Origin of the sequence: Aquirufa salirivi (assembly GCF_045310485.1) — a bacterium.
Taxonomy (GTDB): Bacteria; Bacteroidota; Bacteroidia; order Cytophagales; family Spirosomataceae; genus Aquirufa; species Aquirufa salirivi.
In genome coordinates this window covers 100,481-122,704 of sequence record NZ_JBEWZH010000001.1, presented here as the reverse complement: position 1 = coordinate 122,704, position 22,224 = coordinate 100,481, and the positions used below count along the sequence as shown (strand labels likewise).

At 39.7% G+C, this 22,224-nt stretch carries 16 protein-coding genes; 6 read left to right on the top strand and 10 right to left on the bottom strand.

What is annotated here, in order from left to right; translation table 11 throughout:
• Nucleotides 1–2 precede the first annotated feature (2 nt).
• The 7 genes from U0R11_RS00440 to U0R11_RS00410 all read right to left on the bottom strand — a co-directional run bounded on the left by U0R11_RS00440 (nucleotide 3) and on the right by U0R11_RS00410 (nucleotide 8,192).
• Entirely contained in the window at nucleotides 3–521 is a 519-nt protein-coding gene (locus U0R11_RS00440; RefSeq protein WP_406749295.1) for a YfiT family bacillithiol transferase, read from the bottom strand.
• Nucleotides 522–525: 4 nt separating this feature from the next.
• A complete protein-coding gene (locus U0R11_RS00435) occupies nucleotides 526–2,244 on the bottom strand; it encodes a D-alanine--D-alanine ligase family protein (protein WP_406749294.1) in 1,719 nt (572 codons plus the stop codon).
• A 5-nt stretch (nucleotides 2,245–2,249) separates the two neighbouring features.
• Complete coding sequence (locus U0R11_RS00430; protein ID WP_166232535.1) at nucleotides 2,250–2,504, bottom strand: NifU family protein; 255 nt, start codon at nucleotides 2,502–2,504, stop codon at nucleotides 2,250–2,252.
• Between the two features lie 3 nt (nucleotides 2,505–2,507).
• Nucleotides 2,508–3,590, bottom strand: a complete 1,083-nt coding sequence (locus tag U0R11_RS00425) for an Mrp/NBP35 family ATP-binding protein (protein ID WP_406749293.1) — start codon at nucleotides 3,588–3,590, stop codon at nucleotides 2,508–2,510.
• A gap of 63 nt (nucleotides 3,591–3,653) precedes the next feature.
• On the bottom strand, nucleotides 3,654–4,625 hold the full coding sequence (locus U0R11_RS00420; RefSeq protein WP_406749292.1) for a GSCFA domain-containing protein: 972 nt from the start codon (nucleotides 4,623–4,625) through the stop codon (nucleotides 3,654–3,656).
• Nucleotides 4,626–4,631: 6 nt separating this feature from the next.
• Nucleotides 4,632–6,404, bottom strand: a complete 1,773-nt coding sequence (locus tag U0R11_RS00415) for a DUF885 domain-containing protein (RefSeq protein WP_406749291.1) — start codon at nucleotides 6,402–6,404, stop codon at nucleotides 4,632–4,634.
• A gap of 30 nt (nucleotides 6,405–6,434) precedes the next feature.
• The gene (locus U0R11_RS00410; RefSeq protein WP_406749290.1) at nucleotides 6,435–8,192 is read right to left on the bottom strand and encodes a DUF885 domain-containing protein; all 1,758 of its coding nucleotides are present in this window, start codon (nucleotides 8,190–8,192) and stop codon (nucleotides 6,435–6,437) included.
• A gap of 260 nt (nucleotides 8,193–8,452) precedes the next feature.
• Here U0R11_RS00410 and U0R11_RS00405 point away from each other — a divergent pair, with 260 nt between their 5' ends.
• Nucleotides 8,453–11,092 (top strand): MGH1-like glycoside hydrolase domain-containing protein, encoded by a 2,640-nt coding sequence (locus U0R11_RS00405; protein ID WP_406749289.1) that lies wholly within the window; start codon nucleotides 8,453–8,455, stop codon nucleotides 11,090–11,092.
• The gene (locus U0R11_RS00400) at nucleotides 11,085–11,558 is read left to right on the top strand and encodes a RidA family protein (RefSeq protein ID WP_166374716.1); all 474 of its coding nucleotides are present in this window, start codon (nucleotides 11,085–11,087) and stop codon (nucleotides 11,556–11,558) included. Before U0R11_RS00405 ends, U0R11_RS00400 begins: the two co-directional genes overlap by 8 nt.
• Nucleotides 11,559–11,725: 167 nt before the next feature.
• Here the strand turns inward: U0R11_RS00400 and nadA are convergent, their stop codons facing one another.
• Together nadA and nadC are read right to left on the bottom strand one after the other, a co-directional pair.
• Nucleotides 11,726–12,712 (bottom strand): quinolinate synthase NadA, encoded by a 987-nt coding sequence (gene nadA / locus U0R11_RS00395; protein WP_406749288.1) that lies wholly within the window; start codon nucleotides 12,710–12,712, stop codon nucleotides 11,726–11,728.
• A complete protein-coding gene (gene nadC, locus U0R11_RS00390) occupies nucleotides 12,709–13,569 on the bottom strand; it encodes a carboxylating nicotinate-nucleotide diphosphorylase (RefSeq protein WP_406749287.1) in 861 nt (286 codons plus the stop codon). Before nadC ends, nadA begins: the two co-directional genes overlap by 4 nt.
• 93 nt (nucleotides 13,570–13,662) lie before the next feature.
• On the opposite strand from nadC, the gene U0R11_RS00385 reads away from it, so the two are divergent.
• The 4 genes from U0R11_RS00385 (at nucleotide 13,663) to U0R11_RS00370 (ending at nucleotide 20,228) form a co-directional block, all read left to right on the top strand.
• The gene (locus tag U0R11_RS00385) at nucleotides 13,663–14,016 is read left to right on the top strand and encodes a hypothetical protein (protein ID WP_406749286.1); all 354 of its coding nucleotides are present in this window, start codon (nucleotides 13,663–13,665) and stop codon (nucleotides 14,014–14,016) included.
• A gap of 60 nt (nucleotides 14,017–14,076) precedes the next feature.
• Nucleotides 14,077–17,004 carry a protein translocase subunit SecDF gene (secDF, locus tag U0R11_RS00380; RefSeq protein WP_406749285.1) on the top strand — a complete coding sequence of 976 codons (2,928 nt, stop codon included), beginning with the start codon at nucleotides 14,077–14,079 and terminating at the stop codon, nucleotides 17,002–17,004.
• A 65-nt stretch (nucleotides 17,005–17,069) separates the two neighbouring features.
• Nucleotides 17,070–18,548, top strand: coding sequence for an APC family permease (locus U0R11_RS00375; RefSeq protein WP_406749284.1), 1,479 nt, complete (start codon nucleotides 17,070–17,072; stop codon nucleotides 18,546–18,548).
• A gap of 87 nt (nucleotides 18,549–18,635) precedes the next feature.
• A complete protein-coding gene (locus tag U0R11_RS00370) occupies nucleotides 18,636–20,228 on the top strand; it encodes a peptide chain release factor 3 (protein ID WP_406749283.1) in 1,593 nt (530 codons plus the stop codon).
• A gap of 188 nt (nucleotides 20,229–20,416) precedes the next feature.
• Here U0R11_RS00370 and U0R11_RS00365 read toward each other — a convergent pair whose 3' ends face one another.
• A complete protein-coding gene (locus U0R11_RS00365; protein ID WP_406749282.1) occupies nucleotides 20,417–22,171 on the bottom strand; it encodes a phospho-sugar mutase in 1,755 nt (584 codons plus the stop codon).
• Between the last annotated feature and the right edge of the window lie 53 nt (nucleotides 22,172–22,224).

Here is a 22,224-nt window from a genome sequence, read left to right as displayed (position 1 = left end):
TGCTATTTAACGGATAAAACATGGGCCAAATGATGGTCGCAATGCCAAGCATAAATACCCAAGGCTCGATCTAAAGGATATGTAATACCTCTTTCAGGATTGATATAAGCCTTTTTCCAATCAGCTTCTTGTAAGGTGTTCAACAAATACACCCAACGTAAGTGAACATATTGAATGCCTTCCAAAGACCATTCAATAGGAGCTTCATTGCCATCGGGTAAATTCGCCCAATCTGCTTCTGAATATGGTTTGATGATTGGATTTTCTTCCGTCAAGGCCATTTTGAAACGAATGAATGAATTCATGTGGCTGTCGTTAACGTGGTGAATGACCTGACGGGCAGTCCAACCACCTGGACGGTAATGTTTCCCTAAGGTTTCATCCGACATGCCTGCAACAGCTTGTTTTAGTTTTTCTGGAAAGTCAGCTAATGTCTGAATCCAAGCTGTTCTATGTTCTGGTGTGATGTTTTCAGGTGCTGAAAACTTGCCAACGGGATATTGCAATGGGTTGATTTCCATAAGATTAAGCCGTTTTAATGTTGGTATAAAACTCCGTAATTTCCTGTGCTAATTGATGGGTTTGGGCAATCAATGGATGAACTCCTTTGGAAATAGATTCCAGCATTTCTGCGGCAGAATCTTTGTTCCATTGAGCAATATTGACCGTAATCAATATTTCACCCTCTTCTAACAGCATGGGCGTTTGAACAGTAAATGCTTGCTTACCTGTAGCTGATAAAGCATGTGCTTGTTTTTTAATCGCTTCAAAACTAGCTTCTAATTCATCTGAATTAGCACCTCTTATCTCTAGGATAATTTTCTCTTGTTGTCTTTGAGCTTCTAGTTCAATTTTGATGGCCGAATCCAATGCTTCCAATTGCTTGCGAATGGCATGGTAGTTTTTGCCAGTACGCATTCTCTCCCGTAGGGATTGACGAATGAAATAGGTAATAGAATCAGTTATCGTTAAGCCTATTTCGGCCATTTGTTTGAAAATCAAGGAACTTGGAGACATGCCTGGAATGGTATTGGGGTCATGTAAAACCACTACGCCACCTTCCGACAAGAAGCCATCAATTCGGGTACAAACACCAAAGCCTAAATCATCGAAGGCTTGACAAACCATCTTTTGAATGAGCTGTAAGTTGGCTAGACTAGCATCCATCGGGATGCGCTTACGTGTTGCTTTTGATTTGTATTTGGCATTGAAATCAAATACTTCTACAGACTCATCAATGACTATTTCAGTAGGAGGTAGGGCAACAGTCTTGCTTTTTGGGCTTTGAATCACGCCACAGCTAAACTCATTTCCATTGACAAATGATTCCAATAATATAGCATCTTCCGAATGGACGGAATGAATGCTAGCTTTGGTGACACTGAGCTTGAAATATTCCTGCAAAGTATCCAGTAAGTCGGCTGGGTGTTGATAATTTTGATGATTAAATCGAACGGGGAAACCAATTCCTTCGTCGAGATTCACCATTTTTTGTAATAAAACTAATTTATCTTCTTCCGTCAAATTCAACCAGTCTTCTCGGTAAATTTCTTGGATAAATAAGCATTTCTTGATGGCATTGTCGAAGTCCTCCAAGGAGTCTTTCTTCACAAAGGCTAAACCAATGGATGATCCTTGGTGGGGTGCTTTTGCCACGAATGGAATACCAATTTCTTTTTTTACTTGTTCAAAAAGCGTTTCTCTTCCGTATTTCTCGTAGTCTTGTCGTTGAAGAACAAAGAATTTTTTGTCCAAACCTACACTCTTTTTTAACCATTCGTTTTGCTTAGCTTTATCTATGCCAATGGAGGAACCCAATAAACCAGGTCCAGAATAGGGCATGTTAAACCATTCCAATAAGCCTTGAATGCTGCCATCTTCAGCTGCTGGCCCATGCATGGCTAAAAATACAAATTCGAAGTGTTGGGCGAATTCATGGGGCTGAATAATCTGTCCAATCTCTGAAATGATTTGTTGGTATTCTTGCTCCGTTAAATCTTTTAACGATTCAATGTATACCGAAAAAATATCGTCTTGAAATCTTTTGGGAGGAAAAAAATCACGAATGGAGCTGGCATGAATGAGATCTTCTTGGATCAAAATAAAATTTCCCAAGCTATCTACAAAAACGGGCACAGGCTGAAAAAGGGCTTTGTTGATATGTGCCATGGCTGTTTTGCCACCAGCAAAACTAATTTCACGTTCACGAGCTGGCCCCCCAAAAAATATTCCAATACGCATCATGCCACTTAAGATTGTACGGTTTGACTTAACTCTTCTACGAATGTGATTTCGGGAACTTCGCGGCGAATGGCCTCTTCGACACCGGCTTTAAAGGTCATTGCGGACATGTTGCATGACTTGCAGGCGCCTAATAGATTCAGCTTCAGACGATTGTCTTCTGTTATTTCAATGATTTCCACATTTCCACCGTCAGCAATGAGGTAAGGCCTTATAGAATCAAGCGCTGCTTGTACTTTCGAGTATAGAGGATGGTTTTCCATGGATTATTGACGTGGAGTAGATGCGTTTCTAATAGCAATTTGTTGGGCTAAATTAGCGGCAATAGTCGCAAATGCCGTGGCACTTGGTCCTTCTGTGGCAGCAATAGGTTTTCCTTCATCACCCGCTTCCCGGATGGCTTGAATTAATGGAACTTCACCTAAAAATGGTACTTTATATTTTTCTGCCAATTTTTTGCCGCCATCTTTACCAAACAAATAATACTTATTATCAGGTAATTCCGCAGGTGTAAAATAGGCCATATTTTCTACTAAACCTAAAATGGGCACATTGATACCCGCTTGGTTGAAGAACTGCAAACCTTTGGTAGCATCTGATAAAGCTACTTTTTGTGGTGTGGTAACAATGACCGCACCAGTCAATTTAATCAATTGCACCAAGGTTAGGTGGATATCAGAGGTTCCAGGAGGGAGGTCAATGAGTAAGTAATCCAATTCATCCCAATTGGTATCGCCAAAAAACTGGCGCAAGGCTTGCGTCATCATAGGACCTCTCCAAGGTACAGGACTATCACTTGGTGCTAAAAAGCCCATGGAAATCATCTTAATACCATATTGCATGATGGGTTGAATGCGGTTTTTGCCATTGACTTCTTGAACCAAAGGCTGTAATTCCTCCGCACCAAACATCACAGGGATGGAAGGGCCTGAAATATCCGCATCTAAAATCCCGACTTTAGCACCGCTTTGTTTTAAAGCCATGGCTAAGTTAGCTGTAACGGTTGATTTACCTACGCCTCCTTTACCGGAAGCCACAGCAATCACATTTTTTACCCCGGGGATCAATGGGTCGGAAGAAGCTAAACTAGTTACTTCTGCCGTCATGTTGATGGATATTTTTAGGTCAGGATGCACCAAACGGTGGATAGCTTCCTCGCAATCTTGTCTGATTTTTTCTTTTAATGGGCAGGCTGGAGTCGTTAATACGACGGTGAAACGAACTTCACCTACGCCTAATTCCACATCTTTAATCATGCCTAAGGTGACCAAATCTTTTTTAAGATCAGGTTCTTGAACGGTACTTAAGGCACCTAAAATGATTTCTTTACTTACACTTAATTCTCCCATGAATGCTTTATCTCTATCAAACCTCAAATATAAGGTATTTTCACCTTTGTTAGCCTTTCAAAATTAACTTATTGATAAAATTCGAGCTTGAATGGCTTGTAGAATTTTGCTGGTATCATAGCCAAGGGAAGTGCTTGAAAATTCGGCTTTACATTGTTCTAAACTTTGTAAATAGAGTGTTTTTTTAGCTGGGTGAAATTGATGATGAAGCGTTTGGTATGCAGCTTTCCATTTTTTCTCCATGTTTACTAAGTCCTTACTGAAATAACATTCCGTGAACTTTTGCCAAATATATTCTTCTGCTGTATCATTGGGATGAATCATATCAGAGGTATAAAATCGATAATCGCGTAACTCGTCCAGCATGATTTCATAAGCAGGAAAATAGTCTACTTGAGGAAACTTGTTTTTCAAAGTTTCAGCGGCTAAACGAAGAATGGCTTTAGATACGGCATTTTCTGGAATACCGTCTTTGGTATGTCGGACAGGTGAAACCGTCAAAATAATGCGAAGATTTGGGTTTTTCTTGTTTATTTTTTGAATAAATTCTTGATAAGGCAAGAAGATTTCATCCAAAGTGGAAAGTCTTTTTTCAAAAGAATTGGCTGCTTGTTTATGGCAATTGGCAATGGGTCTTTTCAGTTTTTTATCCCAATAATAATAAGCTGTTCCCCACGTGATGAGCAAAAACTGACTTTGTCCCAGGCTTTTTTTGACCTTTTGTTGGCGCTGCTGAATCAGTTCCATCAAATCAGAGGGGTCAGAGGCACATAGACTAGAATGGTAATCTGGGTGCAGCCAAATACCCTGCTGATTCACTAATTCTATCGGAGAAAGCTTGTCTGTTTGCAGGGCTTTTAAGATCGCATTGGGATGAAATAATGTTCCAAATGGCTGGTTGATGGTATTTAAGGGTAAATTTTCCATCCTCTTTCCCATGTTTTCAGCAAAGCATGAACCTATACTGAGAACATGAGAAGAAGGCTCTATTTTTTGGAAAGATTCTGGAATGGTAAAAGTAGTAGTAAACTGCATGAATGTTTATTGCTTTTTTGCCCAACGATCCATTTTAGCCTCTAGTACCTCCAAGGGCATATTTCCATCTTTTAGTATTTCATCATGAAATTTCGCTAGGTTAAATTTATCAGCCAATTGAGTTTTAACCTTTTCTCTAATTTCTCGGATTTTTAAGGCGCCAATTTTATAACTTAAAGCTTGAGCAGGAATGACCATATAACGCTCTATTTCAGCTGTTGCACCTTGCAAACTGATTTGTTCATTCGCCATCATGTAATCAATCGCCTCTTCTCGGGTCATTTTCTTAACATGAATACCAACATCTACCACAAGCCGAATAGCCCGGTGCATTTCATCGCCTAAAGCACCCATGTATTGATAAGGGTCTGTATAAAGGCCTAATTCTTTCCCTAGACTTTCGGTATACAAGGCCCATCCTTCTGCATAAGCTGAATTGCCCCCAAATCTTCGGTATTTAGGGATTGATTTATTTTCTTGTTGTAAACTAATTTGATAGTGATGACCAGGAATGGCTTCGTGTAAAAATAAGCTTTCCATCCCACTGGAGTAGTTGAAATTTTTGGCATCTAATATGGGAACATAAAAGATACCTGGACGAGTCCCATCTTCTGAACCTGCGAAATATTCGGCACTAGCGCTGGCGGCTCTGAATGCTTCAGTTTGCCTGATTTCAAAGGGCGTCTTAGGTTTGTTAGCAAACATTTCCATCAATTTAGGCTCCATTTTTTTATGAATAGCATGGAAGGCAGCCAATACTTCTTCTGGTTTTTGGTATGGATAAAATTTTGGATCATTTTTCATGTACTCAAAAAATGCAGGTAAATCGCCTTTGAACCCAACGGTGTTTTTGATTCGAATCATTTCAGATTGAATACGTTTGACTTCCTTCAAACCCATTTGGTAGATTTCTTCCGCAGGTTTTTTTGTTGTGGTCATTGTTTCAATCAAATAGGTATAATAAGCTTGCCCGTCTGGCACTTCACTGATCCCAGCGCTTGTTCGAGCTACAGGCAAATATTCCTTTTTTAAGAATGCTGCTATTCTTTCGTAAGCGGGAATTACTTGATTTTGAATGACTAAGGTATAAGCTGCCGTTAACCTTTTTTTATCTTCAGCTGAGAAGTTTTTGGGAAGATTGGTAATAGGTCCATAAAAGGTACTTTTAGTGATGTCTTTGGTCGTAAATGATTCCAATTGACCAATCATTTTTTCCACTAAAATTTTAGGCAATACAAATTTGTTGGCCATTCCCTTTCTAAAATAGGTTTGAGTGCTATCTAAATAAACAGCGCCTAATTCCATTCTTTTCAGCCAATTATCATAATCTTTCACGTTCTTGAACGGCTGTATGACAGAGCCGCTGCCTAATTGTGCGAAAATTAAATGGAAGCTATAAAATTGATTTAGTGGTATGTAGTTATCTTTAAAGCCCAATCCCTTCAAGTTTAGGTTTAATTCTCGTTTCAGAATATTAAAGGTGAGTTGATCATTATCATTCAATGTTTCACGATCAATTCCCTCCAGTTGTACTAATGTTTTTTGATAAAGGTCTTTTAGTTTGGCACGGTGACTGTCCGTGAAATCAAAAGTTAATTGATCATTGTAACGATTGTCGCCGTTTACCGTGGCGTTAACGGGGTTTAGTTTTAATTGATCTTCATAGTATGTATCAACTAATTTTCCAAGGGCATCATGGCTGGGCATCGTTGCCGTATTTTCTTTGTTTTGGCAGCCCCAAAATAGGAACAAGGCCAACATAATGATTAATTTTTTCATAGAATAATGGTTTATTTTTTTGTGATTAATTTATTGTTTATTGGCCCAACGATCCATTTTTTCAGACAGGAGGTCTAAAGGTAAACGTCCATCTTTTAGAATTTCATCATGGAATTGGCTTAGGTTGAATTTTTGGCCTAGTTTTTTCTCCAGACGTGCTCTAATTTCTTTGATTTTCAATTCACCGATCTTGTAGGAAAGGGCTTGTCCTGTATAGGTCATATAGCGCTCAATTTCGGCAGTGGCTTTTTGAAGACTAATCGGTTCATTGGCCATCATGTATTCGATGGCTTCTTCTCGACTCATATTTTGGGAATGTAGTCCTGTATCTACGACTAAACGAATGGCACGATGAATTTCGTGTCCTAAAGCACCCATATATTGATATGGATCCGTATATAAACCTAAGTCTTTGCCTAAGCTTTCGGCATATAAACCCCATCCTTCACCATAGGCTGCATTGAAGCCAAATCTGCGAAAGGCAGGGATGCTAGCATTTTCTCTTTGCAAACTCACTTGATAATGGTGGCCTGGAATAGCTTCATGCAGGAATAAACTTTCCATTCCAGTGTTGTTGAATTTGCTCGCATCCAAAATAGGCACATAAAAAATACCCGGTCTTGAACCATCCGCTAAACCCGGGTTATATTGAGCAGCGGCACTGGCAGCACGAAAAGCTTCCGTGGCTCTTACCTCAAATTGAGATTTAGGGATTACCCCAAACATTCCTTTTACCTTGTTTTCCATTCTTCGATAAATGGCATAATAGCCTTCAATCACCTCAGCTTCTGTTTTGAAAGGCATAAATTGTCGGTCATTTTCTATAAAATGGAAGAATGCTTTTAGGTCGCCAGAAAAGCCCACCGACTTTTTGGTTTTTTCCATCTCTTCCTGAATTCGTTTCACTTCTTTCAGTCCTATGGCATGAATTTCTTCGGCCGACATATTGGTGGTGGTCATTTGTCGGATTTTGTATTGATAATACCGTGCAGCATCGGGTAGTCCTTGCGCGCCAGAAGTAGCTCGGGCTTTAGGTAAATATTCGTTTTTGATAAATACGGCTAATCGACGGTAGGCTGGAATGATTTCCTTTTCAATGATGGATGAATAGGATGCAATAAATTGATCTTTTTCTGCTGGGCTAAAACTAGATGGGAAGTTTTTTAAAGGACCATAAAAGGTGCTTTGCGTAAGATCAGACTTATCAAAAGATTCTAATTGTCCAATTAATTTCAGGACCAAAGCTTTAGGTAAAACATAATTTGTCTTCAACCCTTTTTTGAAATAGACGATACTGCTGTCTAAACAAGCCGCGCCTAAATGCATTCTTTTTTCCCAATTGGCATAGTCTTTGACGGTTTTAAAGGGCTGCACTACCGACCCAGAACCATATTGAGCAAAGGTTAAGTGAAATCCTTGAAATTGATTGAGTGGGATGTAATTTTCTGGAAATGATAATCCTTCTAGGTTAAGCTCTAACGTGTTTTTTAGAATTTCATAACTCAGTCGGTCATTATCATTCAAATCCTTCAATGGGATGCTTTTTAGGCTGGCAAGGGTTTTTTGAGAATAGGCTTTTTGTTTAGCTCGATAATCATCGGTAAAATCAAAAGTCAATTGATCGTTGAATCGATTATCTCCATTTTGAGTAGCAGAAAGTGGATTCATTTGAAGTTGATTCTCATAGAATGCATCTGTCAGCTGGTTTAATGCTGCATTCTGAGCCTGAGCGAAGGATTGAAAATAACCTAAAGTGGTTAAGGAGAGAAGGAAGAAATATTTTTTCATGTTGTTGATGGAAGGATTGATAAGCAGAAACCAAAGAAATGAATCAATTTTTGATCTTTCGAATTAAAATTAAGCCATTTGAAAAGCAATATATTCATTTTTGCTAGAATTCATGGTAGGATTTAAACCTGTTTATGGACTAATTTCAATCTTGAATAGTATTTTTCATCGGTAGTTTTGAATTCGTCTTGCTTTCTATTTCGAATCTGCTTGAAATCAATAACTTTGCGATTTGCATTTATTCATACAAATTAAAGGATATGTCGGAACTAGGAGCGGAGCGTGCACGATTAAAAACTCGGAATGATAATAAAGGTTGGAAGAAGTGGGGGCCATATTTAACGGAAAGACAATGGGGTACCGTACGTGAGGATTATTCAGCTCATGGAAATGCTTGGGACTCCATTACGCACGACATGGCGCGATCCAAGGCCTACCGTTGGGGGGAAGAAGGTATAGGTGGAATCTCAGATAATAAGCAGCATGTATGCTTTGCTTTTTCTTTTTGGAATCATAAAGATCATATTTTAAAGGAACGCTTTTTTGGTCTAACAGGTGGAGAATCTAACCATGGGGAGGATGTGAAGGAATTGTATTATTACGAGGATTCCACACCTACGCACTCCTACATGCGGATGAGTTATAAATACCCTCATCAAGCTTTCCCTTATCAAAAACTGATTGATGAAAGTAAAAAGAGGACTCGTTTAGAGCCTGAATATGAGTTATTGGATACGGGCATTTTTGATCGAAATGAATATTTTGACATCAAAATGGAATATGCCAAAGCCGATGAGCAAGATATATTGATTCAGGTTACCGTAGAAAATAGGGCTAAAGTAGCAGCACCTATTACGGTGTTGCCCACCATTTGGTATCGCAATACTTGGTGTTGGGGATATGAAAATTACAAATACAAGCCCTTATTGACTGGAGTGGGTCATTCATTTATTGAAGTGGATCATCGAGTGGTGGGTCGTTTTAAGCTATATGCGGAGAATGCAGATGAGTTTTTATTTTGTGACAATGAAACCAATTTTCGTCGCCTGCATGATTCGCCCAATCTGAGTCATTTTGTGAAAGATGGAATCAATGATTACATCGTCAATAAGGCCAAAAACACCATCAATCCAAATAATATAGGAAGTAAGGCGGCTGTTCGTTTTTCGGCAAAAATTCCTGCGGGTGGTAAAAAAGTATTCCGACTGCGATTGACAAGCCAATCCATGCAACATCCTTTTGAGGATTTTGATGCTGTTTATTCAGCCAGAATTCAGGAGGCCAATGATTTTTACGATGATATGCATGGTAAGGTAAAGGAGGAAAAGTTGCGCGCTATACAACGCCAATCCTACGCGGGCATGTTGTGGACGAAGCAATGGTATTATTATAATGTGTTTGAGTGGATTAAAGGGGACCCATCCATGCCACCTCCGCATCCGAGTAGAAAGGTGGGAAGGAATAGTACGTGGCGACATATGTATGCGGCCAATATTTTATCCATGCCAGATAAGTGGGAGTATCCTTGGTTTGCAGCCTGGGATTTGGCATTTCATACCCTGCCTTTGGCTCGACTAGATCCAGATTTTGCGAAACGTCAATTGGCGGTTATTCTGAGGGAATACTACATGCATCCGAACGGTCAAATTCCAGCTTATGAATGGTCGTTTTCAGATGTGAATCCGCCCGTACATGCATGGGCTACCTGGAAAGTGTATGAGATTGATAAGCAGATGAATGGAGGCAAGGGCGACCTTACCTTTTTAGAAAGAATATTCCATAAACTCTTGTTGAACTTCACTTGGTGGGTGAACCTGAAGGATGAAGGAGGAAATAATATTTTTGGAGGAGGCTTTTTGGGGATGGATAATATTGGAGTATTTGACCGATCAGCCACTTTGCCTACGGGTGGGCATTTGGAACAAGCCGATGGAACTGGCTGGATGGCCATGTACAGCTTGAATATGCTGCGCATAGCCTGTGAAATTTCCATTGAAAAGCCAGTATATCAAGACATGGCTTCCAAATTCTTTGAGCACTTTTTACACATTGCCGGAGCGATGCAGGCCATTGGAGGGGACAAATTAAATTTGTGGGATGAGGATGATCAGTTTTACTATGATATGTTGCACAAAGAAGATGGCAGTCTGATGTTGTTGAAATTGCGTTCCATGGTAGGCCTGATTCCATTATTTGCGGTGGAGGTCTTGACATCTGATATGTTGGAAAAATTACCACAGTTTAAAAGAAGGGTAGAATGGGTATTGAACAACCGACCAGATTTGGCCAATTTGATTTCTCGTTGGTATGAACCTGGCAAAGGAGAGAGTCGATTGTTGTCGATTTTGCGCGGTCATCGTATGAAAATGATCATGAAACGTATGTTTGATGAAACGGAATTCTTATCCGATTTTGGCATAAGAACTTTGTCGAAATACCATCAAGAACATCCTTATAAGTTTATTTATGATGGAGGAACGATTCAGGTGAATTATGATCCAGCGGAATCAACGGGAGATATGTTTGGGGGTAATTCCAATTGGCGCGGGCCTATTTGGTTTCCTATGAATTTCTTGATTATTGATTCTTTGAGAAAGTTCTCGGACTATTATGGAACGGATTATGAAGTCGAGTTTCCTACGAATTCTGGCGTAATGGTCAATATCAAAGATGCGGCTGAGGGTGTTTCTAAGCGCTTATTGGATCTATTTGTTCCGAATAAAGAAGGTAGGATACCGATGTATGGTACTTATGAAAAGATGCAGGAGGATGAGAATTTTAGGGATTCTATGTTGTTTTTTGAGTATTTCGATGGAGATACGGGTAAAGGTTTAGGAGCCAGTCATCAAACAGGCTGGACAGGTTTAATTTCAGAAATAATACATCAATTATATGGATAAGCGTACACCAGAAGAGAATTTTGCGGCCTTGAATTTGGCATTACCACCAGCACCAAGCCCATTGGGAGTTTATAAACCAGGGCTTCAAATGGGTGAATTATATTATGTTTCAGGTCATGGACCCGTGCAAACCAATGGTCAGCTGATTATTGGAAGGATTGGAGAGGCATTCACGATGGAGGAGGGTAAGGAGGCGGCTCAACAAGTTGGATTAACGATATTGGCCACCTTAAAAGCTCAATTGGGAAGTTTAGATCGAGTAAAACGGGTAGTAAAGGTGCTAGGAATGGTCAATTGCACCTCAGATTTTGAGCGTCATCCTTACATTATCAATGGATGTAGTGAATTATTTGCCAAAGTTTGGGGAGAAGAAATGGGCATTGGAGTGCGAAGCGCTGTGGGGATGGGAACCTTACCTGATAATATACCCGTGGAGATTGAAGCCTTGTTTGAATTACATCAATAAGTTGATTTTTATTTTTGATTTTTCCCATTTAGATTTGTCAACTTTGTCAAAGTTGACAAATCTAGGTGCCATACCCCCCCCCTCAACCGTTCACTTAATTTCCCAAGCAATCCCTTAATTACCCAAGCAGTCAGTAGCTTAAGGACTCCCAAGCTCATTTTTAAACCTTACTTGGAAATTTCCAACATCGCTTTTAAGGCCTTGTAAGCTGGAATTCGGATTTCTTCTCTCAAGTGAATTTCTGGAAGTTCGTAGTACAAGGCATTGTACAATTTTTCCAGGGTATTCATTTTCATATAAGGACATTCGCTGCAAGCACATGAGTTTTGCTCATTGGCAGGCGCAGGAATTAAATGCTTATTCGGAACAGCCATTTTCATTTTATGTAAAATGCCTGCTTCTGTAGCCACAATGAAGGTTTGTCGGTCTGATTTTTCTACATAATTCAATAACGCTGTGGTACTTCCCACATAATCAGCTTCCCGCAAAATCATCTCCTTGCACTCTGGATGAGCAATCAATAGCGCATCTGGGAATTCAACACGCAATTTTTTCAATTTTTCCAATGAAATGTCAATGTGTACCATGCAAGCGCCTTCCCACAAAATCAACTCTCGACCTGTTTTATGGGCAACATACCTCCCCAAATTTGCATCTGGAGCAAAGATGATTTCCTGATTTTTTGGGATAGATTCCACTACTTGTACGGCATTGGATGAGGTGCAAATAATGTCCGTCATCGCTTTAATTTCGGCAGAGCAATTGATATAACTCACCACCACGGCATTCGGATGCTTGGCTTTTAATGCAGCGAATTCTTCTACAGGTACCGAATCAGCTAAGGAACAGCCTGCATTGAAGTCCGGAACAACGACTTTCTTACTAGGATTTAAAATCTTGGCAGTCTCTCCCATGAAATGCACCCCACAAAATACGATTAAATCGGCCGTTGTTTTTTCTGCAGCTTGTGATAAACCTAAGCTATCTCCCACAAAATCAGCCAATTCTTGAATTTCCCCATCAACATAGTAATGAGCTAATATCACGGCATTTTTTTCTGCTTTTAATTTTTTGATGGCTTCAATTAATTCCGGTCCCTTTGGGGCGGATCTACTGATATAACCAACTTCTGCTGCTTCTTCCGTTAAATTCATGCTTTTTTTGCTTTTAAGCTAAGATCTAAACTCTTGATTTGATGGGTTAATGCTCCCATCGATATATAATCAACACCCGTTTCGCCATAGGCTCGCAAGGTCTTTTCTGTAATTCCTCCAGAAGCTTCCGTTATGAATCTTCCGTTAATTCTTCTGATGGCATCTCGTAGACGGCCGGGACTGAAGTTGTCCAACATGATGCGCTGTACTCCACCAATTTCCAAAACCTCATCTAATTCTGATTCATTTCTAACCTCTATTTCAATGGCTAGTCCCAATTGATGCTTTTGGTTATAGGAAATCGCTTGTTCTAATGCTGCTTTGATTCCACCTGCGTAATCGACATGGTTATCTTTGATTAAGATCATATCATATAGCGCAAAACGGTGATTCGCAGCACCACCTATTTTACAAGCCCACTTTTCAGCTATTCTGAAATTGGGTGTTGTTTTGCGGGTGTCCAATAATTGTGAACGAGTGCCTTCCAGTAAGTTGACCATACGTCTGGTATAAGTGGCAATTCCCGACATTCTTTGCATACAGTTTAACACTAAACGCTCTGCTTTTAGAATCGATTGAGCATTTCCTTGTACTTCTAATACGACTTGACCATGCTGGATACTTGCCCCATCTGTCATGAAAGTTTGTACGTGTAGAGCTGCATCAACCTCTTTAAAAATGTACAAAGCCATTTCTACACCTGCTAATATCCCTTCATCCTTGACCAATAATTGGGCTTTTCCTTGGGCATCTTGATTCACTGTGGCCAATGAGGTATAATCTCCAGGGCCAACGTCCTCCTTCAAGGCAGCTTGAATAAAGGATTTAATATGAATGGGATCCAGGTAGGCCAACATGCTCAGGGGTTTTGTTTGACAAATTTACAAATTTTAATCTTATCCTGTGGGAAATGGAATTGTAAAAAAAATATCCTATTTTTGCTCCCCATCATGCAAAAGAAGGTCAACTTTTTTCAATTGTTTTTATTTCTACCTGTCCTGTTTTGGTTGGTAGCGAATCCTATTTCTCTGTTTTCAGCAGAAAAGAAGCTTGTAAAAACGGATAAAAAGTACCCAGTAAGTAAAAAAGAATCCACTCCTGAAACAGTCGTAAAAGCAGAACAGCCTGTATATCAGGTGAGTAGTAATTTGCAATTTGATTTCCCTACGGATTGGGCCTTTCAGCAAATCAGTCTTCCTAGTTTCCGGGAAACCTTGCATGCCTTTAAATTACCCACTTCTTTGCCCCGTGCTCAAATTCTGAGCATACTATTTACTCAATACATAGCCACTCTGGCCCCTTGAGAATTGTCTAGTAATTTGGACGAATATATTCTTATTTCATTTCATTTTTAATTTACAATTATGCGTTACAAAAGTGCCATTATATGGCTGTCTACCATTATTTCAGCCCTATGTATCTTTTTCCTTTCCTTTACTTGGAAAGCGAATCAATTACGTGATCAAGCTATTTCTTATGCTACTGCCAAAGACGGTAAGTATGATCCAGCAAAACGTTTACGTTTCATCGATTCTCTTTGGAAGCAACCTGTTTATTTAGGTTATACATTTCAAGAGGTAACTCAATATGCCTTACAGAAAGGTCTAGACCTTGAAGGAGGTTTACATGCCGTATTGGAAGTTTCACCCGATGAAATTTTACGTGCATTATCTGGAAAGAGTAATGACCCTACTTTTGAGAAGGCAATTGCCGAGGCTGCGAAACAACAGATGAATTCAACTCTACCTTTCAACGAGTTATTTTATGCTGCATTTGCTAAAATTGCACCTAACCAAAGCTTAGCTTCTGTTTTTGCAAACTCGGTTAACCGCGGTAAAATCAGTTCTAGCACATCAGACTCTCAAGTGAAGAAAGTAATTAATGCAGAGATTGATGGTGCTGTGGATCGTGTGTACAAAATTATTCAGGCGCGTATTGACAAATTTGGTGTTGCTAACCCCAATATTCAGCGTTTGCCAGGTTCTAACCGTATTCAAGTAGAATTACCGGGCGTGGATAATCCAGAGCGTGCTCGTAAATTATTATCAGGAGCCGCGAAATTGGAATTTGTTGAGTGCTATGAATTGAATGAATATGGTGCTGGCTTAAATGCTTTAGGCGCTTTATTAGAGCAAGAAACTAAGGCACCGGTAGCAGCGGCAAGTACTCCTGCTGTAGCAAGTAAAGATACGTCTGCGAATGCATTAGCATCTCAATTGTCATCTGCACCCAAGGCGGATACTGGAAAAGCTAAGACTGATACAGCCGCTGGTAATGCTTTGACTAAATTATTTGTTCAAATGGGAAATGGTATTGGCGTATATCGTAAAGATACAGCACGTGTAAATGCCTTATTCCGTCGTCCAGAGGTTAAAAGTTTCTTCCCTGCGAATTTGACATTTGCTTGGTCTGCCAAAGGTACTCCTGCTACGAATGGAGATGAAATTTTGAGTTTGGAGGCCTTGAAAAAAGGAGAAGGTCAATCTGCTCCTTTAGAAGGTGATGTGATTACGGATGCGGCTCAAGATTTTGATCAAACAGGCCGTGCAGAAGTAACCATGTCCATGAATGGAACAGGTGCTCGTATTTGGAAAAACTTAACTGGCGCTAATGTGGGCCGTCGTATAGCTATCGTATTAGATGGTTATGTGTATTCCGCTCCCGTAATCAATGGAGAGATTCCAGGAGGTCGTTCTTCTATTTCAGGAAACTTTACAGTAGAAGAAGCTAAAGACTTAGCCAATGTATTGAAAGCAGGTAAATTACCAGCTCCTACACGTATTGTGGAAGATGCATTTATAGGTCCATCTTTAGGAAATGAAGCAATTGACCAAGGGTATTTATCCATGGTATTAGGTTTATTATTAGTGATCATCTTCATGGTGGGTTATTATGGTACTCCGGGTTGGATGGCTAACTTGTCTTTGTTCTTCAACTTATTCTTTATTGCAGGGGTTTTGGTTCAAATCCAAGCTTCCTTGACTTTGCCGGGTATTGCTGGTATCGTATTGACTTTAGGAATGGCAGTAGATGCTAACGTGTTGATCAATGAGCGTATTCGTGAAGAATTACGTAAAGGCAAAGGCTTATTAGAAGCTATTAACTTAGGTTATGAGAAAGCATTAAGTGCCATTTTGGATGGTAACATTACGACGGTATTAGTCGGTGTCATCTTGATTATTTTCGGTTCCGGTTCTGTCAAAGGATTTGGAGTAACGCTTTGTATTGGTTTGATTACTTCAGTATTTACTGCAGTATACTTATCACACATCTTTATCGATTGGATGGCTAAACGTGCTATTAAAGCTGGTAAAGAAAAAGAAATGACCTTTGAAACATTTATTTCTAAAGATCTTTTCAAAGGCATGAATTTTGATTTTATCGGAAAACGTAAATATTCTTATTGGTTTTCTTGGGGCTTAATTACGGTAGGAGCTATTGTGTTGTTTATGCAAGGTGGATTCAACTTAGGAGTTGATTTCAAAGGAGGTCGTTCTTATGTGGTTGAATTCTCTAAACCAGTTGAAGCAGGATTAGTGAAAGAAGCATTGAAAGATGATTTCAATGGTATTGGATCAGAAGTTAAGACCTATAATGGCCAAACTAAATTAAAGGTGACTACCTCTTATTTAGTAGGAGATGAGTCTATCCAAGCGAATCAAACGGTGAGAACAGCCTTGGAAAAAGGATTGAGCGAGTTTTCTGCCAGCAATCCTAAGATTTTATCTGAATCAAAAGTAGGTGCTACAGTAGCAGATGATATTTTGACGCAATCTTTTGTATCCATTTTCTATGCCTTGATCGCCATCTTTGTTTATATCTTGATTCGTTTCCGCAAATGGCAGTACTCTTTAGGAGGTATCATTGCCTTGTTGCACGATACTTTAGTGGTGCTAGGTATGGTGGGTATCGTTCGTTTGTTTGGTTTTGAATTAGAGGTAGACCAAGTATTCATTGCAGCAATCTTAACGGTGATTGGTTATTCCATTAATGATACCGTGGTGGTATTTGACCGTATTCGTGAGGAAATTGGTGTAAATCCTGATTTAGGAAATAAGCCATTGATGATTAAAACCATCAACGAGTCGATTAACCATACCATGTCGCGTACCGTTATGACAGCTACCACCGTATTCTTAGTAGTAACAGTCTTGTTATTCTTTGGTGGGGAAGTCTTGAGAGGATTCTCTTTCGCCATGTTTATTGGTGTTGTATTTGGTGCATATTCTTCTATATTTGTAGCTGCACCTATTGTAATCGACTTAGGTACGTCGAAAAAAGAAAAGAAATAAATTCATTAGGCCGGTGCAAAAATTGCACCGGCTTTTTAATGATTTCCATTTAAAAATTTGATGCTATGAGCAACAGTATTTGGAGAAAAAAACCATTGGAAGCCTATGCTGCCGATGTAAAAAACAATCAATTAAAACGTGTTCTTGGAAAATGGGCTTTGACCTCTTTAGGCATTGGAGCTGTTATTGGTGGGGGTATTTTTACCTTAACAGGAATTGCTGCCCATGATTGGGCTGGTCCAGCTTTGGCTTTGTCTTTTGTGATGGCAGGTGTAGCCTGTACATTTGCAGCATTATGTTATGCTGAATTTGCTTCTATTTTGCCTGTAGAAGGCTCCGCATATGCCTATTCATATGGTACAGTGGGTGAATTTTTTGCTTGGTTCATAGGTTGGAACCTGATATTGGAATACATGATGGGAGCTACTACGGTAGCTGTGGCCTGGTCTGGGTACTTTGAAAAACTATTACATCTCTTCAACATTAACTTACCTATTTATCTCACCAATGACCCTATTACGGCCGCAGAAAAAGCGGAGAAACTACGTGCAGCTGGGGAAGTGGTACCCGATTTTGCTTTTGCTTTTAATTTACCCGCTTTCTTGATTGTTTGGGGAGTTACTTGGGTTTTAGTGAAAGGAATCAAAGAGGCAGCTAGCACCAATAACTTAATCGTTATTATGAAAGTGGCCGCTGTTATTTTTGTCATTGTAGTAGGTGCTTTTTATGTAGATACCGCTAATTGGCATCCATTTATTCCAGAAGCGGTAATCGATGATTCAGGAGCTCAGCATTATGGATTCAATGGTGTAGTAACCGCTGCGAGTATTATTTTCTTTGCTTACATTGGTTTTGATGCAGTTTCTACGCAAGCTGGAGAGGCAATCAACCCGACCAAAGATATTCCATTTGCCATTATTGCCTCTTTGTTAATATGTACCTTATTGTACATATTGGTTTCCTTGGTATTAACGGGGATGGTAAAATACGATACCTTGGATTTGAAAGCACCAGTTGCTTCAGCTTTTGAAGGAGCAGGCTTACCTATTGCCATGTACATCGTAACTATAGCGGCCACGGCAGGCTTAACTTCGGTGATGTTGGTGATGATGTTATCTCAAACACGTATCTTCTTAGGTATGGCAAAAGATGGTTTATTACCTAAAGGTTTGTTTGGAGCTATCCACCCAAAATTCAAAACACCTTGGAAAAGTACGATTTTCGTTGGTGGAATTGTGTCGGTCGTTTCTGCACTTACACCTATTGATAAAGTATCAGAAATGTGTAGTTCAGGAACCTTATTGGCTTTCGCCATGATTTGTGGTGCGGTATGGTTATTGCGTGTTCGTGAGCCTAATATTGAGCGCCCTTTCCGTGCTCCGTGGTTGCCATTTGTAGCCACTGCGGGTATCTTATGTAACCTGTATTTGATGTGGGGATTACGGACAGAAACCAAAATTTCCTTCTTGATTTGGGGTAGCTTAGGTGTAATCGTTTACTTCCTATACAGTAAAAAGCATAGTAATTTGAATCAGAAAAACTAGCTTATATGACTTGTAATATTTGGCACCCAAATTGGGTGCCATTTTTTTTTGCTGTACTTTTGCATCTTGATTTAAAATATTCATTGAATGAGTAAGCTCGCAGCCGAAATTGCCAAAAGAAGAACCTTTGGAATTATCTCCCACCCCGATGCCGGAAAGACTACTTTAACGGAAAAATTGCTTCTTTTTGGAGGGGCAATCCAAACAGCAGGTGCAGTAAAGTCCAATAAAATTAAGAAGGGGGCAACCTCCGACTTCATGGAAATTGAACGCCAAAGAGGTATTTCGGTGGCTACATCCGTAATGACTTTTGATTACCAAGGAGTTAAAATTAATATTTTGGATACTCCTGGTCACAAGGACTTTGCTGAAGATACCTATAGAACCCTGACGGCGGTAGACTCCGTTATTTTGGTCATTGACTGTGTGAAAGGGGTAGAGGAACAGACAGAGCGCTTGATGGAGGTTTGTCGGATGCGTAAAACACCGGTGATTATTTTTATCAACAAAATGGACCGTGAAGGTCAAAATCCATTTGATTTGTTGGATGAATTAGAGCAAAAACTCTCCATTAGTGTACGGCCATTAACTTGGCCGATTAATATGGGATCAAATTTTAAAGGAGTATACCATTTACTGGATCGTTCATTGAATTTGTTTTCTGCCAATAAAACCAAGATTGAAAAAAATGTAGTGTCAGTAGATATTCATACGCCAGAATTAGATGCACGCGTAGGAGAAAAGGATGCGGCTCAATTACGAGAAGATGTGGATTTGATCGAAGGAGTCTATGAACCATTTGACCGTGCTGAGTATTTGTCTGGTGAAATTGCCCCTGTATTTTTTGGTTCAGCCGTAAACAATTTTGGTATACAAGAATTGCTAGATACGTTTACCAAGATTGCCCCACCTACGCAGGCACGTGGTACCGATGTCCGAGTAGTGGAGCCTTCTGAGAAGAAATTTACTGGATTTGTATTTAAGATACATGCTAACTTGGACCCGAAACATCGGGATAGAATTGCCTTCTTGCGCATTTGTTCGGGTGTATTTCAACGAAATACCTTTTATCAACACATCCGTTTGAAAAAGAATGTCCGCTTTGCCAATCCATATAATTTCATGGCTCAGGAGAAAGAAGTGATTGAAGAAGGATTTCCAGGCGATGTGATTGGTTTATACGATACAGGAAATTTTAAAATTGGTGATACCTTGACGGAAGGTGAAGTGTTAAATTACCAGGGCATACCTAATTTTTCACCTGAAATTTTTAAGGAATTGATCAATTTAGACCCGATGAAATCCAAGCAATTGGAAAAGGGAATTGATCAATTGACTGATGAAGGGGTAGCTCAATTATTCCTTCAACCCCAATTAGGTAATCGTAAAATTGTAGGAACCGTTGGGGATTTACAGTATGAAGTTATTCAATATCGTTTGGAACATGAGTACGGCGCCAAATGTCGTTTTGATGGCATGCAAGTTAGTAAAGCTTGCTGGATAACCTCAGAAGACCCTAAGAAATTACAAGAGTTCGTTCGTTTGAAAGGACAAAATATTGCTCAGGACAAAGATGGTAACTACGTGTTTCTAGCTGAGTCCGATTGGATTTTGCGCATGAACCAAACGAATAATCCGGAGATTGAATTCCATTTTACTTCGGAGTTCAAATTAGCTTAATATCAATTTCTTGGACAATATAATTTGTTCGAAAAACGTTACAACGCTCAACGCTGTCAAGGTTACAAACCTTGCCAGCGTTAGGAAAAAGAGCGTTGAATTCCAATAAAAAATCAAAAAACCCAGACAATTCTGCCTGGGTTTTTTGATACCAAAATATTGCGTCATTTTCCAATGACATCCAATCCTTATTTAAGGCCTAAATCCTCTTGAATGGTTTTGACTTTGGCTTGTAAAGAGCTAAAGGTCGTATCAAAATCGGCAGCAGAAGCCAATGGTGCATTGACAGAAACATAGAATTTGATTTTTGGCTCCGTACCCGAAGGTCTTGCTGAAACCTTAGAACCATCAGCTAAGATCAATTGAATCACATTGGAAGCCTCAATTCCTCGACCTTCGACAATTGGGTTAACTTGTCCTGTGGTTAAGTCCGTTGACTGTAAGCCTTCATAATCCAAAACCTTCACGGGCTTGCTTCCTGCTACGCTAGCAGGCACATTGGAACGAAGATTAATCATCATTTGCTTGATTTCTTCAGCTCCCGCCTTTCCTTTTTTAGTTAAAGAAATTAAACCTTCGTAATAGAAATTATTCTCGATGTACATTTCTGCTAAAAAGTCAAAAAGGGATTTGCCTTGATCTTTCGCATAAGCGGTTAATTCCGCTATCATAGCACATGAGGCCACCGCATCTTTATCACGCACAGCATCGCCAATTAAATAGCCATAGGACTCCTCTCCACCACCAATAAACTTCTCTTTACCTTCTAATTCTCGAATCACCTGTGCAATGTATTTGAATCCGGTCAGCGTATTGTAGCAAGGAACCCCTTGTTGAGCACACATTTTATCAATTAAATCCGTGGTCACAATGGTTTTGGCCACAAATTCTTTGCCTGTTAATCGACCTAATTTTTTGTCTACCTTCAATAGATAATATAAAATCAAACTTGCCATTTGATTTCCATTCAGCAACTGCCATTCTCCACTAGGACTTTTTACTGCTGCCCCCACTCGGTCCGCATCTGGGTCCGTAGCAATGACCAAATCTGCGTCCAAAGCCTTTGCCTGATCTAGCGCTAAAGTCATGGCTTCTTTTTCCTCTGGATTTGGATAAATAACCGTAGGGAAATTTCCATTGGGTTCCGCTTGTTCTTGAACGACATGAACCGAAGTAAATCCTAATAAAGCTAGTGCTTTAGGTACCAGCGTTATTCCCGTTCCATGAATAGGAGAAAAGACAATTTTTAAATCTTTCTGGCGCTGAATGACTTCTGGCTGACGACAATTAGCTTGAATCGTTTTTAGATATTCTTGATCGATTTGATCATCCAATAGATGCAGTAATGCATCATTCCCTTGGAACTTAATATCATCTACCGAAAGAATTGCATTCACTTCAGCCACAATGTTTTTGTCGTGAGGAGCTACCACCTGTGAACCGTCCGACCAATAGGCTTTATATCCATTGTATTCTTTCGGATTATGCGACGCAGTAATTACAATACCGGCATGGCAACCTAAATGACGCACCGCAAAGGATAGCTGGGGAGTTGGGCGAAGCGCTGGAAATAAATATACTTCGATGCCATTGGCGGTAAAAATATCAGCGGCAATCCGACAAAATTCGGGTGAATTATTTCTGGAATCATGGGCAATGACCACTTTGATTTTTTGATTCCCTAATACCGTTAATAAATAATTCGCAAATCCTTGGGTAGCAGCACCTACCGTATAGCGGTTCATGCGATTGCAGCCTACGCCCATTTCGCCTCTCATTCCTCCCGTACCAAACTCCAAGGATTTATAAAAGGAATCGGTTAAGGTAATTTGATCTTCTTGATCAATTAATTGTTGGATTTGAGATTTTGTTTCTGCATCATAGGCTCCAGAAAGCCATTGATTCACATTTTGTTGAGTGGTATTGTCAAGGTGTAATGCCATAGGGTTAATTTTCAAATAGGGCTGTCAAAATATTTGCTTACTTTTGTGGATAT